The sequence below is a fragment of the Micromonospora sp. NPDC050695 genome (assembly GCF_040654415.1).
Lineage (GTDB): Bacteria > Actinomycetota > Actinomycetes > Mycobacteriales > Micromonosporaceae > Micromonospora.
The window spans coordinates 38435-53884 of sequence record NZ_JBFAHZ010000027.1; the positions used below are offsets into that span (position 1 = coordinate 38435).

16 protein-coding genes are annotated in these 15450 nt (G+C 72.1%); 9 read left to right on the plus strand and 7 right to left on the minus strand.

Annotated elements, in window-relative coordinates; translation table 11 throughout:
- Positions 1 to 10 precede the first annotated feature (10 nt).
- The 6 genes from AB0H52_RS20440 to AB0H52_RS20465 are packed head-to-tail and all read right to left on the minus strand — an operon-like array spanning position 11 to position 7832.
- A complete protein-coding gene (locus AB0H52_RS20440; RefSeq protein WP_357949296.1) occupies positions 11 to 1186 on the minus strand; it encodes a M23 family metallopeptidase in 1176 nt (391 codons plus the stop codon).
- The gene (locus AB0H52_RS20445) at positions 1186 to 1743 is read right to left on the minus strand and encodes a hypothetical protein (protein ID WP_357949258.1); all 558 of its coding nucleotides are present in this window, start codon (positions 1741 to 1743) and stop codon (positions 1186 to 1188) included. The genes AB0H52_RS20440 and AB0H52_RS20445 overlap by 1 nt, the downstream gene beginning before the upstream one ends.
- The gene (locus AB0H52_RS20450) at positions 1740 to 3689 is read right to left on the minus strand and encodes an MFS transporter (protein WP_357949261.1); all 1950 of its coding nucleotides are present in this window, start codon (positions 3687 to 3689) and stop codon (positions 1740 to 1742) included. Before AB0H52_RS20450 ends, AB0H52_RS20445 begins: the two co-directional genes overlap by 4 nt.
- A gap of 1 nt (position 3690) precedes the next feature.
- A complete protein-coding gene (locus tag AB0H52_RS20455) occupies positions 3691 to 7092 on the minus strand; it encodes an ATP-binding protein (RefSeq protein ID WP_357949263.1) in 3402 nt (1133 codons plus the stop codon).
- Positions 7093 to 7141: 49 nt separating this feature from the next.
- On the minus strand, positions 7142 to 7504 hold the full coding sequence (locus tag AB0H52_RS20460; RefSeq protein WP_151488070.1) for a hypothetical protein: 363 nt from the start codon (positions 7502 to 7504) through the stop codon (positions 7142 to 7144).
- Between the two features lie 13 nt (positions 7505 to 7517).
- The gene (locus tag AB0H52_RS20465) at positions 7518 to 7832 is read right to left on the minus strand and encodes a hypothetical protein (RefSeq protein WP_030327982.1); all 315 of its coding nucleotides are present in this window, start codon (positions 7830 to 7832) and stop codon (positions 7518 to 7520) included.
- Positions 7833 to 8178: 346 nt separating this feature from the next.
- On the opposite strand from AB0H52_RS20465, the gene folP reads away from it, so the two are divergent.
- The 7 genes from folP to AB0H52_RS20500 all read left to right on the plus strand — a co-directional run bounded on the left by folP (position 8179) and on the right by AB0H52_RS20500 (position 12744).
- Positions 8179 to 9042: a dihydropteroate synthase gene (folP, locus tag AB0H52_RS20470; RefSeq protein WP_151488071.1), complete on the plus strand. Its 864-nt coding sequence runs from the start codon at positions 8179 to 8181 to the stop codon at positions 9040 to 9042.
- The gene (gene folB / locus AB0H52_RS20475) at positions 9042 to 9410 is read left to right on the plus strand and encodes a dihydroneopterin aldolase (protein WP_151488072.1); all 369 of its coding nucleotides are present in this window, start codon (positions 9042 to 9044) and stop codon (positions 9408 to 9410) included. The genes folP and folB overlap by 1 nt, the downstream gene beginning before the upstream one ends.
- Positions 9407 to 9934: a 2-amino-4-hydroxy-6-hydroxymethyldihydropteridine diphosphokinase gene (gene folK, locus AB0H52_RS20480; protein ID WP_151488073.1), complete on the plus strand. Its 528-nt coding sequence runs from the start codon at positions 9407 to 9409 to the stop codon at positions 9932 to 9934. Before folB ends, folK begins: the two co-directional genes overlap by 4 nt.
- A 19-nt stretch (positions 9935 to 9953) precedes the next feature.
- Entirely contained in the window at positions 9954 to 10493 is a 540-nt protein-coding gene (locus AB0H52_RS20485) for a DUF3180 domain-containing protein (RefSeq protein WP_151488074.1), read from the plus strand.
- Between the two features lie 103 nt (positions 10494 to 10596).
- Positions 10597 to 11826 carry an ABC transporter permease gene (locus AB0H52_RS20490; protein ID WP_225854136.1) on the plus strand — a complete coding sequence of 410 codons (1230 nt, stop codon included), beginning with the start codon at positions 10597 to 10599 and terminating at the stop codon, positions 11824 to 11826.
- 52 nt (positions 11827 to 11878) lie between these two features.
- The gene (locus AB0H52_RS20495) at positions 11879 to 12187 is read left to right on the plus strand and encodes a hypothetical protein (RefSeq protein ID WP_151488076.1); all 309 of its coding nucleotides are present in this window, start codon (positions 11879 to 11881) and stop codon (positions 12185 to 12187) included.
- 137 nt (positions 12188 to 12324) lie between these two features.
- Positions 12325 to 12744 carry a hypothetical protein gene (locus AB0H52_RS20500; protein WP_357949268.1) on the plus strand — a complete coding sequence of 140 codons (420 nt, stop codon included), beginning with the start codon at positions 12325 to 12327 and terminating at the stop codon, positions 12742 to 12744.
- Between the two features lie 56 nt (positions 12745 to 12800).
- Here AB0H52_RS20500 and AB0H52_RS20505 read toward each other — a convergent pair whose 3' ends face one another.
- Entirely contained in the window at positions 12801 to 13778 is a 978-nt protein-coding gene (locus AB0H52_RS20505) for an ABC transporter ATP-binding protein (protein ID WP_151488085.1), read from the minus strand.
- Positions 13779 to 13807: 29 nt separating this feature from the next.
- On the opposite strand from AB0H52_RS20505, the gene AB0H52_RS20510 reads away from it, so the two are divergent.
- Both AB0H52_RS20510 and AB0H52_RS20515 read left to right on the plus strand, forming a co-directional pair.
- The gene (locus AB0H52_RS20510; RefSeq protein ID WP_151488077.1) at positions 13808 to 14494 is read left to right on the plus strand and encodes an ABC transporter permease; all 687 of its coding nucleotides are present in this window, start codon (positions 13808 to 13810) and stop codon (positions 14492 to 14494) included.
- Positions 14491 to 15231: an ABC transporter permease gene (locus AB0H52_RS20515; protein WP_151488078.1), complete on the plus strand. Its 741-nt coding sequence runs from the start codon at positions 14491 to 14493 to the stop codon at positions 15229 to 15231. Before AB0H52_RS20510 ends, AB0H52_RS20515 begins: the two co-directional genes overlap by 4 nt.
- Positions 15232 to 15450: the final 219 nt, after the last annotated feature.

Genomic DNA, 15450 nt, shown 5'->3' on the forward strand with positions numbered 1-15450 from the left:
TGCGGTGGCCTCACGCCGGACGGCGCAGCGGAGCGCCCCGATCGCGCATGAACGGCACCGGGTTCACGGCACCGGAGGGGTTGCGGTCGTTGCGCAGGTGCACCTCGAAGTGCAGGTGCGGGCCGGATGAATTGCCGCTGCTGCCTACCTGGCCTATCACTTCGCCGGCCGCAACCATCTGTCCCTTCTTGACGCGGGGCTGGACCACCATGTGGCAGTAGCGCGTGACGTAGCCGCCGGCGTGCAGCAGATCGACGAACCAGCCGCAGCCGCCCTTGTCAGGGTATCCGTCCACGTTGCAGTCCTCTCGGCCGCGATGGTCCGGGTCGCATTTGGCGGTCAGCACGCGGCCGGCCGCTGCGGCGCGGATCTCGGTGCCCTTGGCCACACCAATGTCGGCACCGTCATGGCCGGGTCGGCTGGCGGTACGGAAGCCGGAGACGACGTTGCCGGGTACCGGTGCGGTCCAGCCGGAGGCGGCGATCTGGCCGCGTTCGGCCGCGTTGCACACCGCCTTACCGTTGATCTCGACGGTGCGAGCTGCGCCGCCGGCCAATGCGTTCACGATTCGGCTGGACACCTCCTCGTGCTTGGCGTACGCATCCGGATAGGCGCTGATCTGAACTCGCTGTGCCACCGCGGTCAGCGGTTGATGCTGCCAGGTCCGCACCTTGACGAGCTTCTCGTAGAACTTCCGAGCGGTGTACGCGGGTGTCATCCGTTGGGCGACTGTGCCCCACCCTGGCCGTTGCTGGAACAGGCCCAGCGAGTCGTGGTCGGCACCGACGCCCTCGTGTGGCAGGGCCAGCGACGCAGGTACCTTACTGTTCGCCAGATTGCGTAGGGCGGACTCCTGCATCGCTGTGGCCAGGGCGATCACCCAGCCACGAGACGGCACCTTCATGTCTTGGCCGACCTTGATGATGATTGCGGCGTTGCGGATCTGTGCGTCGCCATACTCGATGAACCGCGGTAGTTCGCCCGTAATGCTCACCGAACGGATCGGCCCACACTCCAGGCTCGCCTGATCGTTCCCGTCCTTCGCGTCGTCGCCGCCGAGGCCGGTGAGGAAGAACGCCGCAGTTCCTCCGGTGCAGCACAGCAGGAGCAGCAGACCGGTGAGAGTTGCGGCGATCACGCCGAGTCGGAGGGGCCGACGGCGGGTGGCGGCACTACCAGCGCTGATCACGGCCTCTCCCAGTCCACCACGTCGACCAGCCATCCTCCATCGGAGGCGACCAGTTCCAGCCGAAGCTGCCCGGCGTCGAGGGGAAGCAGCATCTCCACGAACGTCTCGGTCCGCTCCCGCATGGTCGGGGATCCCATGACCTTCTCGGCGGGCACGGTCTCGGGCTCGGCGCCGGACAACTTCTCGGTCAGCGTTGGAGTGGAGAGCGGTCGCATCCCGGCCTGCCACTCTTCGGCGGTCATTCCGGGGCGGCCGAGCCAGGCGGCAGCGAACTGCTCGGCGGTCTGCTCGGGTGTGCGGGCGCCGGACCGGGTCACCGGCGATGGTGGCGCCTCGGTGGAGAGCATACCGTCGTCGCCGGCCGTCGGGTCGACGGTGGTGATCGGCCGGTTCGGTCGACTACTCAACCCGTCTCCGGAGTCGCCCGGGCCAGCAACGAGGCGGGCCGCTCCGATCACGCCGGAGATGAGCACCGCGATGACCAGCGCCACCCCCAGCCGGGAACGTAGCGCCCGGGTGAAAAGAAACTCGAGTGCCCGTCGCATCGCCGTCACCGTGCCTCGGAGCGCACCCGCGGTCCGGTGCGGTCGGGTGCACGCTCGGTGGACCCCGGTCGGTACACCACGAACGACGGGTTCTCAGCGGGCACGTCCGGCTCGGTCCAGGTCGCCGGCTGTCGCCGGCGGGGTTGCGGCGGCACCGCACCACGTCGACCGCCGGACTCCTGCGCGGGCGCCTCGTCCACGCGTTCACGACCGTCCGGTCGCCCGGCGTCGGTGCGGCCGCCAGCCACAGGGGCCGGCGAGGTCGAGGTCGGATCCTCGTGCCGCGCCTCCGGCCGTAGCCGGGTCTGCTCGGCAACTGGTGACCGGCGCCGACCGCCGACGGGTTCCGCGGTGCCGCCGGGCTCCACCACGTCAAGGCGCGCCGCGACCCGCATGTCGCGGAAGAACCGACGATGCCAGGAGCCAGCCGAGCTGACCGCCTCGCTGCTGTCCTTGCCGCCGAGTTGGGTGATCCGTCGGTACGGCCTCAGCAGCAGCCAGCCGACCACCCCGCAGAGCCAGACCAGCACCACCTGGAGCCAGCCCGGCAGCGCGGGTGTGCTCATGATCAGGTCGACCGCGAACAGGTAGATGGCAGCGCCAGTACCGAAGATGGCAATGTTGAAGACTGCAGCGACCACCGCGTTCGCCAGTCGCCGCAGCCCTGCGCTGGCTGGCCGAAGAAGCCCGACGGTGCCCAGGATGGGTGCCGCGATCACTGCCCACCGGAAGATCAGGAAGCCCAGCAGAACCAGCACCGACGCGGTCAGGTCGAACATGGCGAAGAGCACCGAGGCCAGAACCGCGATGAATCCCGCGCCCACCCGGTCCATGTCGCGCACGCCTTGGAGGTACTCGTACGCCTCCGGGTCCTCAGTCTTGATCTGCTGAGCCACCCGCGCCCACTGCTGCTGCTTCGTCTTGATAACCGCCGGGCGCGTGGCCGGGTTGGCGCGCATCGATTGAGCTTCGCCCCACGTCAGCGAACGTGCGTCGTAAAGCGCCGGGCCGTACTTCCGTGCGGTCTCGCTATCCGCTGAACCCAGCATGCCTCGGAGCCAGTTTCGGTAGAGCATGGTTTCGGTTGCGGTGTCGCTGGCTCGGACGGCAGGGGTTCTAAGATCTTTACAACGGTCCGGATCGATGCAGCGATCCGGTGCCGGTTCCTTCGCCTGCGGTCCCACTGCGTCGTGTACCACGCCAAGGCTTGTCACGAGTGCGCTGTCAGCGATGTTTGCCGATTTGACCGGCCATGCAGCCAACGCCGTGACCGCAACCATAACGAACAACGCCCAACCTGCGGTGGTCATGGCATTACTCATGTCCGACTGGCGAGATCTCCAGAGGAGGTAAAGTCCGACCACGCAAAGCGTGACGATGCCGAAGACGCTGAAGACCTTCTCGTAAACGGCCTTGGTTGCCTTGTCTACCAGCGGGTCAGCCCATCCCCACATCGAGCCGGGGTCCCAAGCTCGTTCTCGGAGTGCGTTCGAGGCACCGATGATTGCCGTGGCGGCCATGAACTCGCCATTGGCGATCGTGGTGGTGAACTTGTAGTCCGGATGCAGCACGCTCGATGCGCATCCACCCTCAATGTCGTAGGTGTTGTAGCTGTAGCCCGCGTATCCGTAGAGGCTGTACCGACCAGATATCCCGTTCGCAGTCTCTGCAGGTGGTGCGGCAGCGAACCAGCCGGCGAGCCCGGAATCCGGGGTACCCGGGGTCGGTGCGTTGCGGCACTTGACCTCGTCCTCGCTGACGGCTTGGAGCTTTGCCACGCAGGCCTGGAAGTCGGCCTGCCATTCCGGGGTCGTGCAGAGGTCGGCGCGGGCCTGCGCGACGGGTGGTGCGGCGGCAGCCGCCTCCGCACCGATCAGCGGCCAGGTGAGGCTTGCCCCGGCCAGTACGCCGAGGGCGAGCAGGAACGACGTGATCCTTGCCCGGGCCCTCGCCATGTCACGCCTCCAGATCCGGCAGGGGGATGCTCGGTAGCACTCCGGCCGCTGCGGCGATCGCGGCGGGCGTCGTGTCGAGGTGGTCCAGCAGCCCGTCGACGTACGAGACGTCGACGCGGACCTTCTGCACCCGGCCGTCGACGTCGCGCATCACGAACTCGCGGAAGCCGAGCCGGTTGGCCGAGCTGGTGTCGGCGGCGGAGAGGGAGGCCAGGGTGGCCTCGTATCCGTCGTCGACCGGCACCCGCAGCAGCCGTAGTGCTTCGGAGGCGATCTCTGCGTCTTCGGCGATGCGGCCGACGAAGACGGTGGAGACCAGGTTCTGTACGTCGAGGCCGAGGATGTCGCGGGGGTTCTGCGAGGCGACCAGGGCGGCGAGGTTCCACTTGCGGGAGTCTCGGGCGAGTCGGACCAGGAACGACCGGCCGGAGCGCCAGCCCTCCATGAAGTGCGCCTCGTCCAGGCCCACGAGTTTGCGTGACGACATCGACCCGCCGTAGCAGCGGCGGACGGCGAGCCGGTGTGCGGTGTGCAGCATCGGCAGGGCGAGGGCTTCCTCGGCGGACCAGTACTCGCGCTCGATCTTCAGGTCGGGCAGCCGCAGCCCGGCCATGGTGATCACGGTGAGCGCCGCGTCGGCCCCGAGCAGCCCTTCCGGTGGCCGGCCGAAGAAGAGCATGGCCAGCGGCATCTCGGCCGTGTCGAGCAGCAGGTTGGCCAGTTCCTTGCCGGCGTCGTCGTCGAGGCGCCCGAGGCAGCTGACCACGTCGTCCAGGGTGGAGGTCTCCTCGGCGGGGACCTGGCGGACGGCGTGCCGGAACAGGGTGGCGGTGGACGCCTCCCGGGCCACCTGCGGTGGCACCAGCATCATGCAGATGTCCTGGACGAGCATGCGTCGTTCGGCGCGGGCGTTGGAGACCGCGATCTCGAACTCCCGGTCACCGGCCGCACCCACGCCGAACTCGCTGCGCAGCGGTGTCGGGATGAGTGAGTAGGGCGCGAGCGTGCCGTGCTCCGAGCCGGTCAGGTTCAACACCCGGGAGTACGGCCGCAGTTCGGGCATGGCGCAGAGTCGGGCCAGTGGGCCAGACGGGTCGAGCAGGGTCACCTGGACGCCCCGTCGGGCGGCCAGGTAGCCCAGTGCGCCGAGCAGGGTCGACTTGCCGCCTCCTGGCTCGGCGACGAAGACCGCGAGCCCGGAGCGTTCCCGGACCTCCATGGGGAAGTGCAGGTCGAGGAAGACCGGGCGGCGGCAGGTGCCGGCGGTCCGGCCGATCAGGTCGCCCCGCCGGTCGCCCACGTTGGACGCGGCCTGCGGGAGGGCGGCGGCGAGCAGCGGTACCGGCATCCGGCGGACGTACCCGGTGTTGGCGATCGGCTCGCCGGGGATGAACTCGCGGGCCAGCCAGTCCTGGTTCTTCGGATGCTGGAGCGAGATGCGCAACTCGCGGGAGTAGAGCTGGATGAGGCGGCGGGCCCGCTCCATGCATTCCTCCCTCGTCCGGCCGCCGACCGCGATCCGGTGCCAGCCGTGTGCGCGGGCCGAGTCGACGGGCAGCCCGGTGGTCATCTCGTCGCCGATCACCAGCGCCCGCTTGGCGAGCCGTTCCAGCTCCGGGGGTGCGTCGATGCCGTGCTCGGCGTAGTCGAGCTGCTGTGAGCGGATCATCCGCAGTCGGTGTTCGAGATTGCGGAACGAGTCGCCGGAGCCGAGGATGTCGACCCGGGTGGAGATTTCCATGGGCCAGGGCAGTCGCTCGTGGAAGTGCAGCCAGGGCTCGTGTCGTTCCGGGATCTCCAGCGGTTCCATCCGACCGACGGCGAGTACGGCGACGTGCCGTTCCTCGCCGGTCATCCGGTTGACCAGCTTCACCGTGGAGCCGTACGGGGTGCGGTAGCGCTCGACCTGTTCGGTGAGAGCCAGCAGGTCGCCGCGTTCCCACCGGCCGTCGGTCACCGGGGAGAGCGTGCCCGGGGGTGCCATGCACAGCGCCACCGAGCGGTAGAGCAGCCACTCCAGCTCCTGTGCGGTGACCCGCCGGCCGCGCATGCCGAACGCGCCGAGCACCTCGTCGAACTGCTCCACGGTGCGGCCCAGCTTGCGGCGTTCGCCGTCGGCGGTGCCCCGGCCGAAGGTGCGCAGCAGCCGCTCGGTGAGCGAGTCACCGAGGGACCGGCGGGCGAAGGTGACGCCCAGGTAGGTCTGTCCTTCGGCGTGGTTGACGGCCATCAGGTGCCGCTGGGCGGCGACCAGGTGGTCGGCCCATCCGGCCGTGCCGGGTACGTCGGGCAGCGGCGACGCGGTGTGCGCGTCGATGGTGCGCGCCCACTCGTCGGCGGGGAACGGTCGGGTGGTGCGGCGCAGGTGCAGTCGGAAGCCGGCCAGGCCGGCGTACTGCTCGGAGATCGCCGACAGCAGCGCCTCGCGTTCGGCGTCCGGGCGGAACGCCCACCGCACCTCGGGCAGCCAGTACCAGGCGGTGACGGTGTTCGGGGTGAAGGTGAGGTGGCCGGCGATCTCGGTGATGGCCAGTTCGACCGACGGGTCCCGATCCCCAAATTTGATCTTCGGGGCGCGTACCCGGGTCGGTCGGACGGGCCGGTCCTGCCGGCTCGCGGTGCGCTGCCGTGGCGCGGCGACCTCTTTGCCGGCCTCCCTGGGCCGCTCCGGGGCGGCCGTGCGGTGCGGCGCACCCTCCAGAGTCGGCCGGGCCGCCGGGGCGGTGCGGGCCGCCGGCGCTGCTGCCCGGTCCACCGCCGGCCGGTCCACCGCCGGCCGGTCCGCCGGGGCGGGTGGTCGTTCGACGGGCCGGGTGCCGGGTGCCCGGGTCGCCGGGCCGGCGGTCGACGCGGACGCGCCTCCGGCGGTCGGCGCAGGGTCGTTGGCGGGGTGCAGCGGTGGCAGTCGGTCACCCGCCTGATGCGGCACCCGGGACTCGCTGCCCGGGTGGGCGTCCGCCCATCGTGGTTCGACGGGCCGCCGGGCGCTGGTGGGCCGGTCGTCGGGCGTCCACGGTGGCTCCAGCTCGGGAGCCGGACGGGCCGGAGTCGGCGCGGCAGCGGGTGGTTGCTGCGGGATCGCCGGCTGTTCGCGGGTGGCCGGCCCCGCGGTCACGGCTCGTGCAGCGCCGGGGCGCGCGCCACCGAACAGGTCCAGGAAGGGTGAGTCGATGTCGGCGTTCTCGCCGGCCGTCACCGCGGTGGGCTCGGCGGGCGGCGTACGTCGGGACACCGGCCGGGGTGCTTGGAAGACGCCGACCGCCCCGTGCCCGGGCGAGGTCACCAGCGCGGGGTCGAGGGCCACCTCGTCGTCACCTTCGGCGTAGTCGAACGACTGCGCACGGTGACCTGCGGGTGCGCCCGGGCGGCCGGCCGGGGAGCCCGGCGTGGAAGAGCGGCTCATGCGATCGCCCCACCCGCGTTGTACGACGGACCGATCGGTGTACGCCCGGTCATGCCAGCTCCTCCCGGATCCTGATCCGGCTGCCGACCAGGCGCGGATCGCGCTGCTCGACCGCCGGCTCCCGGGTGCGTCGCCAGTCGGTCAGCGCGGTGCGGATGACCACCCGCGCCGGCCGGTCCGGGTCGACGTGCCGGAAGATGAACGACGTGGTCACGATGGCCAGTGCGATCTCCCAGGCGGGGAAGAGCTCGACCGTGAACGTGAACAGCCAGTGGATGAACATGTAGAGGGGGACGAGCAGGATGAAGAGCCCGTACTGGGCGTACGGCAGGTGGACCGGCAGGGTGTAGCCGGGCGGCCCGAGGTAGACCAGGCGTGCCCGGTAGATGTCGTCGTCGGTGCGCAGCCGCATCTGGTGAACGCGCCTATTCGAAGATCAGGTCGATCAGGTAATCGCCGACGAAGAAGAGTGTTGCCGCGCCGGCGATGAAGGCCAGCCCGACGATGGCGATCGCGGAGCTGGTGAGCACCTTGGAGATCTCGCCCCGGCTGGCGCGGCCGATGAAGATGACGCCCAGGACGGCGAGCAGGATCGGTGCGATCTTGCTGGCGAAGAAGGTGACCACACTGTTGGTGTCGATCCCCTTCGGGGCCGGCTCGGCGAGCGGAGCCGACGCCAGGGTGGAGAGCGCGTGGGCGACGCCGGACGACGCCGTCTCCATGAGCTCGAAGGCGATCACTGGAACCTCCCCATAGCGCGGCCGGCGGTGCCGCGGCGGTGCAATAGGCAAGCCTTGCGGGAAATGTGCTCCACAGGGCGCAGCGTCCTCGACCCTGTGTTCGTTACTCACCACGGAGAGTGGTGAGCTTTGGGCGGTTTTCCCCCGCTTCGGCCCTCCCTCCACGCTTCGCCGTCTCGATGCTGGCCAATTCCAAAGCGTACGGGCCGCCCCGGATTGCGACAAGCCGCGAAGGGACTGCCCGATTCTGCCCGGACGACCGATCGTACACCTGTTCTAACTCGCACGTCAGGGATGGTCGACCCGGGTCGGAGGGTGCCGCCACCGCGACCGGTACCGTCTAGTCGTGACCGATCTGGTACGGGCTCCGGGCCCGGTGGTGATGGGCGTTCTCAACGTCACGCCGGACTCCTTCTCCGACGGCGGACGGTACGCCGACCTCGACGCCGCCGTCGGACACGGCGTCCGTCTGCGGGACGCGGGAGCCCACCTGGTGGACGTCGGTGGCGAGTCGACCCGACCGGGCGCCGAGCGGATCGACGCGGCGACGGAGGCCGGCCGGGTACTGCCGGTCATCCGCGCGTTGACCGCGGCCGGTGTGCCGGTCAGCATCGACACCAGCCGTGCCCGGGTGGCGGAGGCCGCCCTGGGTGCGGGCGCGGCGGTCGTCAACGACGTCTCCGGTGGCCTGGCCGATCCGGACATGGCCCGGGTGGTCCGCGACGCCGGTTGCCCCTGGGTGCTGATGCACTGGCGGGGTCACTCGCGGCAGATGCGCGAGCTGGCCAGCTACGGCGACGTCGTGGCCGACGTCCGTGCCGAGCTGGCGCAGCGGATCGACTCGGCGCTGGCCGCCGGCGTCGCCCCCGACCGCATCGTCATCGACCCCGGCCTCGGCTTCGCCAAGACGGCCACCCACAACTGGGAACTCAGCGCCCGCCTGCCGGAGCTGCTGGACCTGGGGTATCCGCTGCTCTTCGGCGCCAGCCGCAAGTCGTACCTCGGTGGGCTCCTCGCCGCCGCGGACGGCACGCCGCGGCCCACCGCGCAGCGCGAGGCGGCCACCGTCGCCACCAGCCTGCTCGCGGTGGCGGCGGGCGCCTGGGGGGTACGCGTGCACGACGTGCGCGCGACCGCCGACGCGCTCGCCGTCTGGACGGCCACCGGCAGGCCGCGGGTGACCGCCGGCCACGAGCGAGAGGTGCGGTGATGGCGACCGACCGGATCCAGCTCACCGGCCTGCGCGCCCGCGGCCGGCACGGGGTGTACGACTTCGAACGCGCCCAGGGTCAGGACTTCGTCGTCGACGCGGTCCTGGAGCTGGACCTCGCCCCGGCCGCGGCCAGCGACGACGTCACCGCGACGGTGCACTATGGCGAGCTGGCCGAGCGTCTGGTCGCGGTGGTGACCGGCGAACCGGTCAACCTGATCGAGACCCTGGCGGACCGGCTGCTCGCGGTCTGCCTGGCCGACGAGCGGGTGGACACCGCCACGATCACCGTGCACAAACCGGAGGCCCCGGTGCCGCACACCTTCACCGACGTGGCGGTCACCCTGACCCGGACGCGAGCGAAATGACCCGTGCCGTCCTCTCGCTCGGCAGCAACCTGGGCGACCGTCTGGAGCACCTGCGCACGGCCGTCGCCACGCTCGGCGACGCCGTCCTGGTGGTCTCCGGGGTGTACGAGACTCCACCGTGGGGCGACGCCGACCAGCCCGCGTACCTGAACGCGGTGCTGCTGGCCCAGGACGGGGCCGCGACCCCGCGCGACTGGCTGGAGCGGGCCCGGGCCGCGGAACGCGCGGCCGGCCGGGTCCGTGACCCGCAGCGGCGGTTCGGGCCGCGCACTCTCGACGTGGACGTCATCGCGGTCTGGGGCGACGACGACGAGCCGGTGCTCAGCGACGACCCCGAGCTGACCCTGCCGCACCCCCGGGCGCACCTGCGGGCGTTCGTGCTGCGGCCGTGGATCGACATCCAGCCGTACGGGCGGCTGCCCGGGCACGGCTGGCTGACCGACCTGCTGACCACCGGTCCGGCGGCGGGCGACGTGCTGGATCTGCGTGCCCGGCCGGAGTTGGCGTTAGAGTCGAGCGCATGACCGAGTGGAGCCGGCCGGCATGACGCAGGCGAAGTCCCCACCACCGGGTGGGCCGGGCCCGGACGGGTCGCGGATGGGCCCCACCCGGATCTCGAGTCTGGTCGTGGCCGCTCTGGCCGCCGCGGCCGTGGCCTGGCTGCTGATCAGCACCCTCTACTACAGCGGCATTCCCCGGCTGCCCTGGCTGCCGGTGGTGACGCTGGCCGCGCTGGCCGTGCTGGAGGCGTACGCGGCCGTCAACACCCGGGGCCGGATCGAGCGCAAGCCCGGCCGGGAGCCGGTCAACCCGCTGCTGGTGGCCCGGTTCGTGGTGCTGGCCAAGGCGTCCGCGCTGGCTGCCGCCATCTTCGCCGGCTTCTACGCCGGGCTGACCGGCTGGCTCTTCGTGGAGTCCACTCGGGCGGCCGCGGACGATCGGCCGGCCGCCGGTGGCGGTCTGCTGGCCTCGCTGGCGCTGGTCGGCGCCGCGCTCTGGCTGGAACGCTCCTGCCGGGTGCCGGAGCGCCCGGACGACGAACGTGAGCCCGACCAGCGGGAGAGCCGCCCCGGCCAGCGCTGACCATGGGGTTACGCCCGGCTCCGGGCGCGGGTACGGTGCCTGCGATCGGAGAGCAAGGGCCGCCCACGGCCCGTCCGCACGCCGGACGGGGGACGGCCGGCCACTGGGAGGCGGCGTGATGGGGTACGAAGAAGCGGGCCGGGACCGGTCGGCCGAGCCCTCGTCCGGGGTGCCCGCCGCCGTACTGGAGAACGTCTTCGACGACCCCACGCACGGTGAACCGGGCCGGGACCGGGTGGGCGTGCACGTGTGGTGGGAGTTCCTCCTGGTCGTCGGCCTGGTCGCGCTGGGTTGGCTGCTCTGGCGGGAGGACTCGGCGGCCCTGCGCGCCGACAACCTGCGCACGTTGCTGGTCGACGCGGTCGGGCTCGGGCTGCTCGCTCTCGCGGCCGGGCTGAGTCTGCGCACCGCCGCCCCGAACCTGGCCGTCGGGCCGGTCGCGGTCGCGGCCGCCCTGCACTACGCGGAGCAGGGCGATCGGGGCCTGGCGGCGTCCGTCGGCCCGGCCGTCGCGGTCGCCGCGCTGGGTGGGCTCGCGCTCGCCCTGGTCGTGGTGGTGCTGCACGTGCCGGGCTGGGCGGCCAGCCTGGCCGGCGCGGCCGGCGTGGTGGTGTACATCGAACGCCGGTCCGCGGCGGTGCTGGTGCAGGGCGACTACGAGCCGGGGCGTACGGCCGGCTATCTGTTCGCCGGCTTCGCCGCGGTGGCGGTCCTCGGCGGGCTGTTCGGCGTGATCCGGGCGATCCGTCGCCTGGTCGGCCGGTACCGGCCGATCGCCGATCCGGCCCGTCGGCGGGGGGTGGTGGCCGCCGTGGTCACCGCCGTCGCGCTGGTCGGCTCGACCGTGCTGGCGGCGCTCGGTGGCGTGCTGATCGCCGCGAACGGCTCCGGCTCGGTCACCCCCGACACCGGGCTGGACTGGACCGTCCTGGCGTTCGGGGTGGCGCTGCTCGGCGGCACCAGCGCGTACGGCCGCCGGGGCGGGGTGTTCGGCACCCTGCTGGCGGTCAGCCTGGTCGCCGTCTTCCAGGCGTACGCGCCGGAGCGGGGCTGGACGCTGAGCAACTGGGCGGTCGGCGGCGCGACGCTCGGCGTCGGGCTGCTGGTCACCCGTCTGGTCGAGACGTTCGGGCGTCCCCGGCCGGGCACCACCGACCGACCCGAGCCGGTCGCCGACGGCACGATCAGCGCCGGCTGGACGATGCCGCGGTCGCAGTCGGTCGACAACTGGCCCCCGACGCTGCCGACGCCGGCCGCACCCGAGCCGGCCGACCCGTGGCGGGAGCCGCGGTGGGAGGACAGCCCACGCCGGTGGGACGCCGACGAGCGGTGAGCCGTGTCGCGTCGACGCGCCGGAGCTGATCTCGCCCGTTAGGCTCGGCGGCATGACCGACTCACCTGCCGCCACCCCCGGCGGAACCTCGTTCGAGGCACTCGACGCGCTGTCCACCGAGGAGTTGCGGGAGCGGGCGTTCGCCCTCGCCCGGGAGCGTCGCGACGTGGGCTTCTACTGGTCGGTGCTGCGGCACCTGCCGAACGCGGACGAGGCGACGGTGCTGGACGGCGCACCGAACTCGATCGGCCCGACCATCGACGAGGCGAACGCGTTGTGGCGGGAGCTGACCGGTCACGGCTACGAGGAGTCGGCGCCGCTGCTGCGGGCCGCCTTCATCGACTACCTGATGAAGCACTGAGCCGCTCGGGGCAGCCCAGGTCCGTCCGATCCACCGGTTCGGGGCCTGGGCGGATCACGTCGCTCTTTCACCGCTCCGGCCCGGTCGGCCGCTACGGCACGGCCGCCGGCACCGGCGCTCTCGCCGTACTGCTGCTGGTGGGCATCGGCGGCAGCCCGGCGTACTCCGGTTGGGCCGCCGCCCAGACCGACCCGGATTCGGCCGGCGCCTTCTACCTGCGTCTGCTGGCCTGGCCGGCCTGGCGGCTGGACGCGGACGGGCAGGCCGGCGGGTTGTTCGCCGCCGACCTGCGGGCCGTCGCGCTGGTGGTCCTCGCGGTGGCCCTGCTGTATCTGCTGCCCGCCGCGCAGGTGGCCCGGGTGCCCGGCTCGGTCAGCCAGTTCCTCTCCGGCTGGGCCGCGTACGTGCTGGCCGGCGGGCTCGCCGCCGTGCTGGCGGCGCTGCTCGGACCCGACCCGTCGCTGCTGGCCGCCCTGCGGGAGGCCAGCACCGGGGCGGGCTACGGCTTCCTCTCCGGTTGGATCATCGGCACGGCCAGCCTTGGCGGTCGCGCCTGAGGTGCCGGCCGGGCAGTCCCGGCCGGCACCCGGTAAGCCCGTCCGCCGGCACCGGGTCAGCCCGTCGGCCGGCCGAGGTCGAGCAGGCGCTGCCGGCTGAGCGTCCCCATGGGCCGGCCGTCGTCGGTCACCACGAGCCGGTCCCGGCCGGAGGTGAGCAGAACCGCCAACGCGTCGTACGCGGAGCCGTCCAGCGCCACGGTGGGCAGGTCCGCCGCCGCGTCACCGGTCAGCGGCTCCAGTGACTCCCGCGTCAGTGGGGTGACCACCAGCCGACGGATGCCCCGGTCCGCCCCGACGAACTCGCGCACGAACGGCGTGGCGGGTGCGCCGAGCAGGGCGGCCGGCGTGTCGTACTGCTCCAGGTGCCCGCCCTCGGACAGCACCGCGATCCGGTCGCCGAGCCGTACGGCCTCGTCGAGGTCGTGGGTGACCAGCACGATCGTCTTGCGGACCTCGGCCTGGAGACGGAGGAACTCCTCCTGCAGGCGGGTCCGGACGATCGGGTCGACGGCCGAGAACGGCTCGTCCATCAGCAGCACCACCGGGTCGGCGGCGAGCGCGCGGGCCACCCCCACCCGCTGCCGTTGGCCGCCGGACAACTCCTGCGGGTAGCGGCCGCCGAACTGGGCCGGGTCCAGTCCGACCAGGTCGAGCAGTTCGTCGACGCGCGCCCGGGTCCGGTTGCGGGGCCAGCGCAACAGGCCGGGCACGGTGGCCACGTTCGCGCGGACCGTCTGGTGTGGAAAGAGGCCGACGTTCTGGATCACGTAGCCGATCCGGCGGCGCAGCCGCACCGGGTCGACGTCGGTGACGTCCTCGTCGCCGAGCATGATCCGGCCCGAGGTCGGCTCGATCAGCCGATTGATCATGCGCAGCACCGTCGACTTGCCGCAGCCGGACGGGCCGATCAGGACCACCAGTTCGCCGGCCTTCACCTCCAGGCTGAGCTTCCGGACGGCCTCGGTGCCGTTCGGGTAGCGCTTCTGGATGCCGTCCAGGGAGATCGATGCCGCGCGAGGGGATTCGGCCACGTCGGGGCTCTCCGGGGTAACGTCCACGTATGTCCTTCCGCCTGAGCTACCGGGCCGACCCGGGTAACCCCTGGTTCTCCTGGCAGTACGTGCGGGACAACTCTGACACGATCCTCGCCGCGGTGCGCGAACACGCCTCCCTCACCGGGCGCGCGGTGCTGATCGCGGTGCTGATCGCCCTGCCGTTGTCGGTGCTGGCGTACTGGGTGCGTCCGCTCGCCGGTCCGATCCTCGCGGTCAGCGGGGTGGTCTACACGATCCCGTCGTTGGCGCTCTTCGCGTTCATCGCGCCGTACCTGGGCACCGGCACCACCACCGTGCTGGTCGGGCTGGTCCTCTACGCGTTACTGCTGATCGTCCGCAACGTGGTGGCCGGGCTCAACCAGGTGCCGCCCGAGGTCGGCGAGGCCGCCGAGGGCATGGGCTACGGCCGGTGGGGCCGGCTGTTCCGGATCGACCTGCCGCTGGCCGTGCCGGGCATCCTGACCGGGCTGCGGTTGGCGACCGTCTCCACGGTGGCGCTGGTCACGGTGGGAGTGCTGGTCGGGCACGGCGGCCTCGGGCAGTTGATCTTCGCGGGCTTCCAGAACAACCTCTACAAAGCCGAGATCATGACCGGCTCGGTGCTCTGCGTGGCGCTCGCCGTCGTCCTCGACCTGCTGCTCGTCCTGGTCGCCCGGCTGGTGACCCCCTGGACCACCCGGAGGGTGCGGTGACCGTCGCGGCGAACCCGATCGGCCAGGCGGTGGTCTGGATCAACGACCCACTGAACTGGACGAACCCCGGCGGCCTGCTCGACCGCCTCGGCGAGCACCTCACCATCTCGGCTCTGGCGGTGGCGCTCGGCTGCCTGGTGGCCTGGCCGCTCGGGCTCTGGCTGGGCCACACCGGGCGGGGTGGCGGCCTGGTGGTGCTGGTGTCCAACGCCACCCTGGCCATTCCGACGCTGGCACTGCTGACCATCCTCCCGGTGGTCTTCTCCAGCGGCTTCGGGCGTACGCCGGTGGTGGTGGCGCTGGCCGTGTTCGCCGTGCCGCCGCTGCTGGCCAACGCGTACACCGGCGTACGCCAGGCGGACGCGGAGGCCCGCGACGCCGCCCGGGGGATGGGTCTGTCCGGCGGGCAGCTGCTGCGGCGGGTGGAGCTGCCGCTCGCGGTGCCCTACCTGGCCGCCGGTTTCCGGACCGCCGCCGTGCAGGTGATCGCGACCGCCGCGCTGGCCTCGTTCGTCAACGGCGGCGGCCTCGGCGAGATCATCCGGACCGGTTTCGGCCTGGGCATCGCCGGCGGTGGCGGTCAGATCGTGGCCGGTGGGGTGCTGGTCGCCGGGCTCGCGCTGCTGGCCGAGGTGGTCCTCGGTGGCGTCGAACGGCTGGTCACGCCCCGTCCGCTGCGGCGCGGGCGGCAGCGCACGGGCCAGCCCCGGCCGGCGGACGCCACCGGCCGCGCCTGACCCGCGCCCGGGTGGTCCGATCCGTCCGGGTGAGACGCCGCGAACCACCGACCGGCGGCCGTGCCGGTCGGTGACGATGAGGTGACGAAGTCCATCCCAGGTTGTCGGTCGCTTCCGGAGCATGTTGGGTGGATATTCGCGGGCGACCAAAAGTCAGGATCGCCCGTCGGACACGCGGCCGGCCCGGGATGGGCCGCGCCGGGACACGGAAGGCGGGCA